Raw genomic sequence first — 12418 nt, 5'->3', positions numbered from 1 at the left:
ACCGCTGTCTTATTGCGCATGAAACCCCTGAATTAGTACACCTTAATTGTCAAAAGGAAGGGGATACAACTATATGAGGAGTCTATTCCGACTATATCTTTACATAATGGGTGCTTTTATTATCTTGGTTATAACAGGTGAACCGCCAGTTCAAGTACACGCAACAATTCCGGAAGAAATAACACCGCTTGTAAAAAGTAAAGAAGATCAGAAAATTGCATATTTGACATTCGATGATGGACCGTCTACGAATACGATGGATATTTTAGATATATTAGATCGATATCATGTTAAAGCTACCTTTTTTGTAAAAGGTAATGAAGAACCTTACGCAAAACAATGCTATAAAGAAATGATTTCCCGGGGTCATGAAATCGCCCTCCATTCCTATACACATGAATATTCTATTGTTTATCGGTCAACAGAAAGTTTCTTTCAAGATCTGAATAGGCTTGAAACCATGCTTGAAAAAGAGTATGGGGTAAAGAGCCGTATTGTACGTATACCGGGTGGTTCAAATAATCATCTTAGACATCAGGTTTCAACTAAACCAATCATTAATGGAATCCTTCAACAATTATCAGAAAAAGGTTATATTTACTTTGATTGGAACATCGATTCAACAGATGGCATCAGTCCTTCGATAAGTGAGCAACAAATCATTACCTCTGTGAAAAGAGGATTGAAAGATCAAAAGCATGTTAATATCTTATTACATGATATCAATAGTATGAAAAATACGGTAAAAGCATTGCCGGATATTATAGAAAACCTAAAAAGAGAAGGGTATACCTTTGATACGATAGATGAGACAACTCCTAAAATACAATTTAAATGATGAACTCAGTGTTTATATATAGTAAATTAAGGTATAGGGATAAGAGAATACATGGGAAAGGATATATCGTTTCTATGATGCCATCATTGTTTTTATCACATGGAACACCTCTATTAGCATTGGAAAAAAACAGCTACACTTCTTTTTTAAAGGAATATATGAAAGTTATGAATAAACCAACTGCAATCGTTATCCTGTCAGCACATTGGGAAAGTAAGGAGCAGTTGATTTCAGCAGTCAGTAAACATGAAGTTATTTATGATTTTGCCGGTTTTCCTGAAGAAATATATCAGGTGACATATCCCGCTTCGGGATGTCTAGAGCTATCCGATAAAATATTAACCTTATTGTCAAAAATAGGTGTATTAGGGGAACTAGATGATAGGCGTCCGCTCGATCACGGGGCATGGGGACTTTTGCATATTATGTACCCTGAAGCCGATATCCCTATCGTATCATTGTCTATTAGTCCTGATCTTCCATTTGCGAAGCAATATGAGATCGGCAAAGTATTGGGGGATCTTAAGAAAAGTAATGTCCTTATTATCGGGAGCGGTGGAATTGTCCATAACTTTAACCATATTCAGGAAGATATGCATGTGGCAGAGGGATGGGCAATCAGTTTTGAGGAGTGGGTAGAAGAAAAGATCATGAATTGGGATATGGAGACTTTGGTTAACTATGAGCAAATGGCTCCTTATAGTAAAGATGCTGTACCTACAAAAGAGCATTTTATTCCATTAGTCATCGCCATGGGATCAGGAGATGACAACAAAAAGCCAAAGCTGTTACACCGGACTTTTCAATATGGGAATCTGAGTTTAACAGCTTGGCAGTTTGACTGATTTTAAAGGGTTTTTGGTATGGTAAGATATACCTGGTGATAATCAAAATGCAAAAATACAAAAATCTTTTTTTAGCGAAAAAGGACTTAAATGAGCAATAAAGTCTGTTAAAGGCGTAATATGACGAATTAAGCAGAAAAATAGTTTCAAAAAGGGTGAATAAAGTGTTTTAACCTTTGGATATTTCGACAAAAACATGTTAATATAACATCTGAAAACGTTTTATCCTTAAAAATTTTATTATTCAATAACCAAATTTGTTTATTATATATCATATATTTGGGGAAAATTTAGAAGTAAGAATTTGGGGATGGATAAAACGCAATGAAAAAAATTATGAGAAAAATTTGGGGGTTTACAAAATGACCATCAAGGACGCTAAGGCATACGACCCATGGAAAACTTTTTCAGGTCCAAACCTTGGGTATGTCATGGAGCAATACGATCTATTTCAAGCCAATCCGGAAGAAGTAGATCCGGAACTGAGAAACTTTTTTGAAGTATCAGGTCCTCCTTCATTTGATGTATCGGCTGAAGTAACTATCGGAAATGCACCAACTGTACAAACTGGAGAAGTTCTTCCTATGAAGAAAATAATGTCTGCAGTAAAATTAGCGGAAAATATCCGTGCATATGGACATCTAGCTGCAAATATTTATCCTTTAAAAGAAGAAGCATTAGACACGGAACAAATTCACTTCGAAAAATATGGGTTGACTGCAGATGATTTAAGAAAAATCCCGGCTGACTTTATTTGTCCCGAATCACCTAATGATGTGAAAGACGGATACGAAGCCGTACAATACCTAAAACAACTTTATACAAAAACGATAGCCTTTGAATTTCACCATGTTAATGACCTGGACGAAAAGCAATGGCTTACTGATATGGTCGAATCCGGAAACATGTTCCCGGAAGTGGCTAAAGAGAAAAAGGCATTATTACTTAAACGCTTGAATGAAGTTGAAGGGTTCGAAAAATTCCTTCATCGCACATATGTAGGGCAAAAACGTTTCTCTATTGAAGGACTAGATACTTTAGTACCGATTTTAGATGAAATGATTTCACAGACTGTTCAAAATGGAACTGGAAATGTAAATATTGCGATGGCTCACCGAGGACGTTTAAATGTACTTGCACATGTTCTAGGAAAACCATATGAGGTTATTTTTTCAGAATTCCAACATTCACCTAATAAAGATTTAGTTCCTTCCGAAGGTTCAACTGGCATTAATTACGGATGGACAGGAGATGTTAAATACCATTTAGGTCTGGATAAACAAATTACTAAAGCAAATATACAAAAAGCAAGAATTACTCTTGCGAATAACCCAAGTCACTTGGAAGTAGTTGGTCCAATCGTGGAAGGGTATTCTCGTGCGGCCCAAGAAGACCGTACAGAAAAAGGCTTCCCGGTTCAAGATATTTCAAAATCACTTGCAATCCTGATTCATGGTGATGCAGCATTCCCTGGTGAAGGAATTGTACCGGAAACGTTTAACTTAAGCCGTCTGCGCGGTTACCAAGTTGGCGGAGCTATTCATATCATCGCTAATAACATGATTGGTTTTACAACGGAAAGTGAAGATTCACGCTCAACTAAATATGCTAGTGATTTGGCTAAAGGCTTTGAAGTGCCTATCGTGCATGTGAATGCTGACGATCCAGAAGCATGTATGGCTGCAGTAAACCTTGCTAACCAATATCGCGAAAAATATAATAAAGATTTCTTGATCGATTTAATCGGTTACAGACGTTTCGGTCATAATGAAATGGATGAGCCATTGGTTACTCAACCTGAAATGTATGCATTGATTCATAAGCATCCAACAGTTAAAGAACTTTATGCTAATAAACTTATTCAATCTGGCGAGTTCACAGAGGATGAAGTTAAAACAGTGGCAGAGCAAGTAGATACAAAACTGGCAGATGCTTATGCGAGAATTTCTGGAAATAAACCAGAAGCTACTAAAGAATGTAACCCGCCGGGCATTATTGAAAAAGGACTTCCTACTATTGAAACAGCTGTATCAAAAGGAGAACTTGTTTCAATTAATGAAGAACTTGTTAAATGGCCAGAAGGATTTACACCTAATAAAAAATTAGGGAAAATCTTATCACGTCGCTTAGATTCATTTGGAGATGACGGTAAAATTGACTGGGCGCATGCTGAAACACTTGCATTTGCATCCATTTTGAATGACGGTACTCCAATTCGTCTAACTGGACAAGATTCAGAGCGTGGAACATTCGCACAGCGTAACATTATGTTGCATGACAGTGTTAATGGAAAAACATATTCACCACTTCACACACTTGAAACTGCTAAAGCTTCATTCGCTGTTCATAACAGCCCGCTTACTGAAACAGCAGTTCTAGCGTATGAATATGGTTATAATGTATTCGCACCTGAAACACTTGTTCTTTGGGAAGGTCAATTCGGTGACTTTGCAAATACAGCACAAGTAATCTTTGACCAATTTATCGCGGCAGGCCGTGCAAAATGGGGTCAAAGATCAGGTCTTGTTATGCTGCTTCCACACGGATATGAAGGACAAGGACCAGAGCATTCAAGTGCCCGCTTAGAACGTTTCCTTCAATTAGCAGCTGAAAACAACTGGACAGTTGCTAACTTAAGTTCGGCAGCTCAATACTTCCATATCCTTAGAAGACAAGCTAAAATACTGGAACAAGAGCAAGTACGTCCACTTGTCATCATGACACCGAAGAGTATGCTTCGTAATCAGGTGATGGCTTCTACAGCTGAAGAATTCAGTGTAGGTAGTTTTGAATCATTCGTAGAAACAAAAGCATTGGGCAAAAAACCAAAAGCAGTAGAGCGCATTGTTTTTGCAACAGGTAAATTGGTTGTTGAACTTCGTGAAAAAGCAGCAGCTGAAAAAAATACGGATTGGTTGCAAATCATCAGTATCGAAGAGATTTATCCATTCCCGTTCACTGGCGTTCAAGAAGCATTGAAAAAATATACGAACCTAAAAGAAATCTTCTGGGCACAAGAAGAACCGAAAAACATGGGAGCTTGGACATTTGTTGAACCTCGCTTAAATGCAGCGGCACCAGGTAACCTTTCTGTAACATATATCGGCAGAAAACGCAGATCCAGTCCGGCTGAGGGAGATCCACTAGTCCATAAAAACGAACAACAACGGATTATGACTCAAGCAATAACACGCAATAATGAGGGGGAGAAATAAAATGGCTGAAGTAAAAGTACCTGAATTAGCAGAATCAATTTCTGAAGGATCTATTGCGCAATGGTTAAAACAACCCGGTGACCGTGTTGAAAAAGGTGAATATGTCCTTGAACTGGAAACTGATAAAGTAAACGTAGAAATCATTTCAGATTATACTGGTACGCTTACAGAACTTTTAGCAGAAGAAGGCGATACAGTCCAAGTTGGACAATCTATCGCTATCGTTGATGAAAATGGAACAGCAGCAGCAGCGCCAAAGGCGGAAGCTCCTAAGACTGAAGAAGTGAAAGCAGAACCAGTTAAAGCGGAACAAGCGGCTCCTGCACAAGAAGCTCCAAAAGCAGAAACGAAAGAAGCATCTTCAACTCAGCAAGTTATTGCTTCACCAGCGGCAAGAAAATTGGCTCGGGAAAAAGGAATTGACTTAACTCAAGTGCCTGTTGTTGATCCACTAGGTCGTGTACGTGTACAAGACGTAGAAGCAGCAAGTAATGCCCCTGTACCTGTAGCAGCACCTAAGCAAGCAGCTCCTGCAGCTAAACAAGCAGCTGCTCCTGTTGAAGTGAACGATGACCGTATTGAAGTAGTGAAAATGACTCGCCGTCGTCAAACTATCGCTAAACGTTTAGTTCAAGTTCAATCTGAAGCTGCCATGCTTACAACTTTCAACGAAGTCGACCTTTCTGCAGTTATGGAATTACGTAGCCGTCATAAAGATTCTTTCGTTAAAGCTAATGATGTTAAACTTGGTTTTATGTCATTCTTTACTAAAGCTGTTATTGGAGCTTTGAAAAAGTATCCATTATTGAATGCTGAAATCAAAGGCGACCATATTCTGAAAAAGAACTTCTATGATATCGGTGTAGCCGTATCCACTGATGAAGGACTAGTTGTTCCTGTAGTAAGAGACGCTGACCGTAAAAGCTTTGCTGAAATCGAACAAAACATTTCGGATTTAGCTGTTAAAGCGCGTAACAACAAATTAGGGCTTTCAGATTTATCTGGTGGTACTTTTACTATCACAAACGGTGGAACTTTCGGTTCCCTTTTATCTACACCAATTTTGAATGCGCCACAAGTTGGTATCCTAGGGATGCATACAATTAAGACACGTCCAATCGCTGTTGGAGATCAAATCGAAAACAGACCAATGATGTATCTTGCATTATCATATGATCACCGTATCGTTGATGGAAAAGAAGCAGTTGGTTTCTTAGTAGCAATCAAGGATATGCTTGAAGATCCAGAACAACTTTTACTTCAAGGTTAATAAGTAAAATTATTAAAACCCTCTGTCATCATGACAGAGGGTTTTTTTGATACAGGAAAATAAATACATATTTTCATAGGGAAGAACCGTCTAATCAAGGTAATAGGAAATGAAATTCTTGAAAGGGTAAATGAAAAATTTATAAATGCTTAAATAGATAGTGATTTTGATTTTAATCTTTAAAAAATGAATGTTTTTGAATGAATTAGATGGTGAAAAGTGAATGAATTTGAATAAATTTAAACGTTTATGATTGATTATTCTATCTATTTCAGATATGATGATGATATTAAACTGGAGGTGGGCGAATTGTTGACAACAGAAAGACACCAGTTCATCATATCGCTTCTTAAGAAACAAGGAACGATTAAGTTGCAGGAGCTTGTAGATCTGTTACATGCATCAGAATCAACCATTCGAAGAGATTTAGTGCAGCTCGAAGAAATGAAGGCATTGAAGCGTGTGCATGGCGGAGCTGCATTGCTTCAAAGAAAAGGCCTTGAGCCTTCAACAATGGAAAAGCAAAATAAAGCAATAGTTGAAAAACAAAGTATAGCCAAGTTAGGCTCATCATTTGTTGAGAAGAATGATTGTATTTACCTTGATGCAGGTACGACCATCTCAGAAATGATTCCCTATTTAAAAGATAAAAATGTAACGGTCTTAACAAATGGCCTTNGAACGATTAACCACTAATGCAGTTGTAGGTAGCACCGCTGTACAGTTTCTAAACGAATATCGCTTCGATAAATGTTTCTTAGGTATGAATGGTATCCATCAAGAAATGGGTTTCACCACTCCAGACCCTGAGGAAGCTTTGATGAAGAAAATAGCATTGCGACTCTCTAACGAAAGTTACGTGCTTGCTGACAGTTCTAAATTGAATGAAGCTACTTTCGCTAAGGTTGCGGATGTAAGCGATGCCATAATCCTAACTGATAGGAATAATGAAGATGCTATTGCTCAATTCAAAAAAAATCCCAAGATAAAGGTCGTGACTATTTAATGATTTATACAGTAACACTCAACCCATCCATTGATTATCTGGTTGAGGTGGAAAATTTTCAAATGGGCAAGGTGAATCGAACAAGCTATGAAGTTAAATTTCCTGGTGGGAAAGGAATTAATGTTTCTCGAGTGCTTAAAAGGCTTGGAAATGATACAACAGCTTTTGGTTTCATTGGCGGACAAACTGGAGAGTTTGTAAAAAGGTATTTAAGACAAGAAGAGATTTTTACGGACTTTACAGAGATAGCAGGAGATACGAGAATCAACATTAAGTTGAAAACTGGAATGGAGACGGAAATTAATAGCCAAGGACCAGTTATTTCAAAGGCGAACTATCAACAGTTATTCAGTCAAATCGAGCAGCTGAAAAACAACGATATTCTTGTTTTATCAGGAAGCATTCCATCAAGCGTTCCTTCTGATGTATACGAATCTATGGCTAAAACGTGTTCAGATAATGGCATTAAATTAGTAGTGGATACGAGCGGAAAAGAGTTGTTGAGCGTACTTCAACATCGCCCCTTTCTTATTAAGCCTAATCATCATGAACTTGGTGAGCTTTTCTCTACTAAAATTAAAAATGTTGAGGATGCAAGCAAATACGGATCTAAACTGGTTGAATCCGGTGCTCAGCACGTAATAGTTTCAATGGCAGGAAGTGGTGCTGTACTTTGCACGGATGGCGATTCATATACCGCTAATGTTCCAAAAGGAAAAGTTATAAACTCGGTGGGTGCCGGTGATTCCATGGTGGCTGGGTTTATTGGAACATATGAAAAAACAGAGGATATTTTCGCTTCTTTTTGTTTCAGTCTTGCATCAGGAAGTGCTACAGCCTTTTCATCCGATCTCTGTACATTGGATAAAATCGAGGAATTATTACCGCAAATTGAAATAAATAAGATAACTGGGGGCTAACTCTATGAAAATTACAGACTTGTTGAAATTAGATACAATTATTATCGATTTACAAAGTGATACAAAGCAAGCTGTTATTGATGAATTGTCCGGGAAGTTAGCCAAAGCCGACAAATTAAATGATGAAAATACTTTCAAAGCAGCCATTTTAAAACGTGAAGAACAAAGCACCACAGGGATTGGTGAGGGAATAGCTATTCCACACGCAAAAACAAGTGCTGTGAAAACACCGGCTATCTGTTTCGGTAAATCGGTATCAGGTATTGAATATGAGTCGCTTGACGGTCAGCCAGCACATCTATTTTTTATGATTGCAGCTAGCGAAGGGGCCAATACAGACCACTTAGAGACACTCTCCCGGCTTTCTTCATTACTAATGGATACAAACTTCAGGTCCCGTCTGATTTCTGCTACTTCCAAAGAGGAAGTGCTAGACATAATCAATCAAAAAGAACAGGAAGCGGATGAAGAGGAAAGAGAAGAAAGAGAAGAACAAGAAGAACAAGAAGAACAACGAACAAGTGCCACTGCTATAAGTACCAAAGGAAAAATTCTTGCCGTTACAGCTTGTCCAACTGGGATTGCCCATACTTATATGGCGGCCGATGCCTTGAAGGCAAAGGCAAAAGAAATGGGAATCGATTTCAAGGTAGAGACAAATGGTTCAACGGGAATAAAAAATGGGTTAACAGCTAGAGATATTGCAGATGCAGATGCGATTATTGTTGCTGCGGATAAGCAGGTCGAGATGGATCGTTTTAATGGAAAACATGTCATTATCGTCCCAGTTGCCCATGGTATTAGGAAGCCTGAAGAACTGCTAAATCGGGCCATAAATCAGGATACACCAGTTTATAAAGGAACCGGGAATGAAAGAAGTGAGGATGGTGATTCATCAAAAGGAGGGCTTGGGATTTACAAGCATTTAATGAACGGTGTAAGTAATATGCTTCCATTTGTTGTAGGAGGCGGAATCTTGGTTGCGCTTTCTTTCTTTTTCGGAATTGAAGCAGCGGATCCAACAAAGCCTGAATTTAATCCCATTGCCAAAGCATTAAGTGATATTGGCGGAGGGGCTAGCGGTGCCTTCTTCTTGCTTGTCCCGGTACTTGCCGGTTTTATTGCCTCAAGTATCGCTGACCGTCCAGGTTTTGCTCCAGGTATGGTTGGAGGGTTATTAGCAGCACAAGCTAATGCTGGTTTTCTAGGTGGTCTAATTGCTGGTTTTCTTGCCGGATATGTCGTTTTATTATTGAAAAAATTGTTTTCCAAGTTGCCACAGAACTTCGAAGGGATTAAGCCAGTTTTACTCTATCCTGTATTCGGCATGTTAATTACAGGCTTAATCATGATATTTGTAATAAATGAGCCAGTAACTGCAGTAAACATAGGCTTAACCAACTGGCTACAAGGTTTATCAGGTACGAATGCTATTTTGCTTGGATTGATTCTAGGAGGTATGATGGCTGTAGATATGGGTGGACCCCTGAATAAAGCCGCTTTCACTTTCGGACTTGCAGCTATTGAAGCACAAAGTTTCGGGCCTCATGCTGCCGTAATGGCAGGTGGAATGGTACCTCCTCTCGGAATTGCCTTTGCGACTACATTCTTTAAAAGTAAATTCAGTGAAATGGAAAGAAAATCTGGATTCACTAATTACTTTATGGGTGCATCATTCATTACAGAAGGAGCTATTCCTTTTGCGGCAGCTGACCCTTTTCGAGTTATCGTAAGCAGTGTAATCGGGGCTGCAACAGCTGGTGCACTGTCGATGGCTTTTAACGTCACTCTTCCGGCACCACATGGCGGTATATTTGTTATCCCGCTAGTCAATCATCCATTTCGCTATATGCTGGCAATATTAATAGGTTCTCTTATTACTGCGTTTATATTGGGAATCTGGAAAAAGAAACAGAAATAAATCACGAAAAAAGGCGGGTTCAATAATCATTGAACCCGCTTTTTTCATATCCACTCTAAAATTTCAATTCGATTACCAAAGGGGTCGAATACATAAATTCGATTTGCTCCTGGTAGCTTTTTATCTTCAATAAAAGGTATATCATTACTTATTAGATGTTGTTTAAGGTCTACTAGATTTTCAACTTCTAGAGCTGGATGGGCTTTCCTTGCTGGAATAAAATGATCTTCGGTTCCAATATGTATTTGGATCGATCCAGATTTAAACCATACTCCTCCATTGGACTTTAATGTATCAGGTTTATCAATTTCCTGAAACTTTAAAACATTAGTGAAAAACTTCCTTGCTATCTCTTCTGTATTTTTAGGAGATGCTAATTGGAAATGATCGATGGATTTAAAATTAAAGCTCATCTTAATACGCCTCCTCATTCCTTATATATCCAATTTTAATGCAATACTGCTAATAAGAACAGATTAATCTATTTATTAATGTTGATAAGTTATTCTTATTTTTACTATTTAATTCTGCATAATTAAACGAATAAGGTATGATTTCAAATGTTTTTGGGTATGTGTATAAAAAGTTATTAAAGGAGTGGAACGTGTATGCTGAAGAAAAATTCATTAAAAACTACTAAAAGGGATGATATGATTGATGTTACAACAGAAGTGCAGGCATTTATCACGGAAACTGGTATTCAAGAGGGCATAGCTCTTGTATATTGTTCACATACTACTGCTGGAATCACGATTAATGAAAATGCGGATCCAGACGTCAAAAAGGATATGCTAAGGAGGCTGGACGAGCAATATCCATGGAATCATACTCTAGATCTACATATGGAAGGGAATACTGCAGCCCATTTGAAATCAAGTACGGTCGGTTCGTCACAACAAGTGATTATTCATAAAGGAAGTTTGATTCTGGGTACATGGCAGGGTCTTTATTTTTGTGAATTCGATGGTCCTAGAGAGAGGCAGTACTTTATCAAATTGACTAGTTAAGGCTAGGAATAGTCAGGTAAGGGTAAAATAGGAGGAATCAGATTGGATGATGTTTGGATTAAAGGAAGAAATGTAGTATTGAGAAACGTAAAAAAAGATGATTTAAAACTTTTGTGGAGCTTAAAGTATGGGGAAGAGAATCCAGAGTGGAAAAAATGGGATGCACCATATTATCCTCACGAACTCATTGATTTTAATACGTATATTGATAAAGAAGAGAAACATCGGAACTATGATGAGAAAATAGGAGTATACTCCGAGTTAATAATGGAAAAGGATCATCAAATAATCGGATCAATTGTATATTATTGGGAACACGAACCATCGCGATGGCTTGAAATCGGTATTACTATTTTTGAGGCCAATTATTGGAATGGCGGATATGGAACGGAAGCCATAAAGTTGTTTATCACCTATTTATTTGAAAACATTGAAATCGAACGGGTTGGACTGACGACCTGGTCAGGAAATGAGCGGATGATGGCTGTTGCATTAAAAGTAGGTATGCAGCTTGAAGGAAGAATGAGGAAATGCCGTTATTTTGATGGTTATTATTACGACTCCATAAGGATGGGAATTTTACGTGAAGAATGGGAATCCCTTCAAATAAATAATTAAGCGGATTTGAAAGAGTTAAATAAAAATTCAAAGTGTGTAATATTTTACCTGGATTCCCTTGGAAATAATTTAGCACTGTTTTCTCCAATTGGGTCTGTTATCCTAGGTAGATGCTTAACAAGGAGGTTACAGGATGAAATTATCATCATTATTAACAGTGATAATAACTCTAAGCGTCATCGTACTTGGAATAGCATTCCCTTTTGGAACCATAAGTAAAGCTTCTAATGGCGCAAAAAAACATGTCATTAAGCAAGGTGAATCGATATGGGATATTGCGAAGCAATACGGAGTGCCAATTGGTACGTTAAAAGAAGTCAATCATAATGAAAATAATGTTGCCGATCCAGGTAAAACATTGATTATTCCTCATGTAATGAGTGAAAATGATAAAGATCTATTAGCTAGGCTGGTGCATGCTGAAGCAAAAGGAGAGCCATACCGAGGAAAGGTCGAGGTTGCGGGAGTTGTTTTGAATCGCCTAGATAGCAATGAATTTCCCGATACGATCCGTGAAGTGATTTATCAAAAAAATCAATTCTCCCCTGTTGGTGATGGTAGTATTAATAAAGCAGCAGGAGCTGATGCTAAGAGAGCTGTAAATGAAGCTATAGCGATCCATGGCTACACAAATGATGCATTGTATTTCTGGAACCCAAGTATATCGGACAGCGAATGGATGAAACAATTGGAGGTAATCAAAATTATTGGCGGCCACCATTTTGCCATATGATCTTTAAGAACCGGCTCACCATTTATGGGAGGGCCGGTTTTTTAT

The 12418-nt window shown here is 38.1% G+C and carries 10 protein-coding genes and 2 pseudogenes; 11 read left to right on the top strand and 1 reads right to left on the bottom strand.

The window, feature by feature from the left end; translation table 11 throughout:
• Positions 1 to 73 precede the first annotated feature (73 nt).
• From AKG34_RS13580 to AKG34_RS13550, 8 genes and pseudogenes are all read left to right on the top strand, one after another.
• Positions 74 to 838 carry a polysaccharide deacetylase family protein gene (locus AKG34_RS13580; RefSeq protein ID WP_083450786.1) on the top strand — a complete coding sequence of 255 codons (765 nt, stop codon included), beginning with the start codon at positions 74 to 76 and terminating at the stop codon, positions 836 to 838.
• A 74-nt stretch (positions 839 to 912) separates the two neighbouring features.
• Positions 913 to 1683, top strand: a complete 771-nt coding sequence (locus tag AKG34_RS13575; protein ID WP_053346559.1) for a dioxygenase family protein — start codon at positions 913 to 915, stop codon at positions 1681 to 1683.
• A gap of 362 nt (positions 1684 to 2045) precedes the next feature.
• Positions 2046 to 4898 carry a 2-oxoglutarate dehydrogenase E1 component gene (gene sucA / locus AKG34_RS13570; RefSeq protein ID WP_053346558.1) on the top strand — a complete coding sequence of 951 codons (2853 nt, stop codon included), beginning with the start codon at positions 2046 to 2048 and terminating at the stop codon, positions 4896 to 4898.
• A 1-nt stretch (position 4899) separates the two neighbouring features.
• Positions 4900 to 6168 carry a 2-oxoglutarate dehydrogenase complex dihydrolipoyllysine-residue succinyltransferase gene (gene odhB, locus AKG34_RS13565; protein ID WP_053346557.1) on the top strand — a complete coding sequence of 423 codons (1269 nt, stop codon included), beginning with the start codon at positions 4900 to 4902 and terminating at the stop codon, positions 6166 to 6168.
• Between the two features lie 309 nt (positions 6169 to 6477).
• Positions 6478 to 6846, top strand: a pseudogene (locus AKG34_RS28990) (DeoR/GlpR family DNA-binding transcription regulator); the annotation flags it as partial.
• Position 6847: 1 nt separating this feature from the next.
• Positions 6848 to 7174, top strand: a pseudogene (locus AKG34_RS28985) (DeoR family transcriptional regulator); the annotation flags it as partial.
• On the top strand, positions 7174 to 8094 hold the full coding sequence (gene pfkB / locus AKG34_RS13555; RefSeq protein ID WP_053346556.1) for a 1-phosphofructokinase: 921 nt from the start codon (positions 7174 to 7176) through the stop codon (positions 8092 to 8094). The pseudogene AKG34_RS28985 and the gene pfkB, both read left to right, overlap by 1 nt.
• Positions 8095 to 8098: 4 nt before the next feature.
• Positions 8099 to 10015: a PTS fructose transporter subunit IIABC gene (locus tag AKG34_RS13550; RefSeq protein WP_053346555.1), complete on the top strand. Its 1917-nt coding sequence runs from the start codon at positions 8099 to 8101 to the stop codon at positions 10013 to 10015.
• 44 nt (positions 10016 to 10059) lie between these two features.
• On the opposite strand, the gene AKG34_RS13545 is transcribed toward AKG34_RS13550, so the two are convergent.
• Positions 10060 to 10428, bottom strand: coding sequence for a VOC family protein (locus tag AKG34_RS13545; RefSeq protein ID WP_053346554.1), 369 nt, complete (start codon positions 10426 to 10428; stop codon positions 10060 to 10062).
• A 195-nt stretch (positions 10429 to 10623) separates the two neighbouring features.
• Between AKG34_RS13545 and AKG34_RS13540 the strand changes: the two genes are divergently transcribed.
• The 3 genes from AKG34_RS13540 (at position 10624) to AKG34_RS13530 (ending at position 12373) form a co-directional block, all read left to right on the top strand.
• A complete protein-coding gene (locus AKG34_RS13540; protein WP_053346553.1) occupies positions 10624 to 11022 on the top strand; it encodes a secondary thiamine-phosphate synthase enzyme YjbQ in 399 nt (132 codons plus the stop codon).
• Positions 11023 to 11064: 42 nt separating this feature from the next.
• Entirely contained in the window at positions 11065 to 11640 is a 576-nt protein-coding gene (locus AKG34_RS13535) for a GNAT family N-acetyltransferase (protein WP_053346552.1), read from the top strand.
• A gap of 133 nt (positions 11641 to 11773) precedes the next feature.
• Positions 11774 to 12373 (top strand): cell wall hydrolase, encoded by a 600-nt coding sequence (locus tag AKG34_RS13530; protein WP_053346551.1) that lies wholly within the window; start codon positions 11774 to 11776, stop codon positions 12371 to 12373.
• Positions 12374 to 12418: the final 45 nt, after the last annotated feature.

It is taken from the genome of Peribacillus butanolivorans, from assembly GCF_001273755.1.
GTDB lineage: Bacteria > Bacillota > Bacilli > Bacillales > DSM-1321 > Peribacillus > Peribacillus butanolivorans.
The sequence above is the reverse complement of the archived record's forward strand: the minus strand, read 5'-3'. Positions and strand labels throughout refer to the sequence as shown.

What these genes read in the sequence shown, in the direction of transcription:
- AKG34_RS13580 (WP_083450786.1), top strand. Translation starts at nt 74, where the DNA reads ATGAGGAGTCTATTCCGACTATATCTTTACATAATGGGTGCTTTTATT.
- AKG34_RS13575 (WP_053346559.1), top strand. Translation starts at nt 913, where the DNA reads ATGATGCCATCATTGTTTTTATCACATGGAACACCTCTATTAGCATTG.
- sucA (WP_053346558.1), top strand. Translation starts at nt 2,046, where the DNA reads ATGACCATCAAGGACGCTAAGGCATACGACCCATGGAAAACTTTTTCA.
- odhB (WP_053346557.1), top strand. Translation starts at nt 4,900, where the DNA reads ATGGCTGAAGTAAAAGTACCTGAATTAGCAGAATCAATTTCTGAAGGA.
- pfkB (WP_053346556.1), top strand. Translation starts at nt 7,174, where the DNA reads ATGATTTATACAGTAACACTCAACCCATCCATTGATTATCTGGTTGAG.
- AKG34_RS13550 (WP_053346555.1), top strand. Translation starts at nt 8,099, where the DNA reads ATGAAAATTACAGACTTGTTGAAATTAGATACAATTATTATCGATTTA.
- AKG34_RS13545 (WP_053346554.1), bottom strand. Translation starts at nt 10,428, where the DNA reads ATGAGCTTTAATTTTAAATCCATCGATCATTTCCAATTAGCATCTCCT.
- AKG34_RS13540 (WP_053346553.1), top strand. Translation starts at nt 10,624, where the DNA reads ATGCTGAAGAAAAATTCATTAAAAACTACTAAAAGGGATGATATGATT.
- AKG34_RS13530 (WP_053346551.1), top strand. Translation starts at nt 11,774, where the DNA reads ATGAAATTATCATCATTATTAACAGTGATAATAACTCTAAGCGTCATC.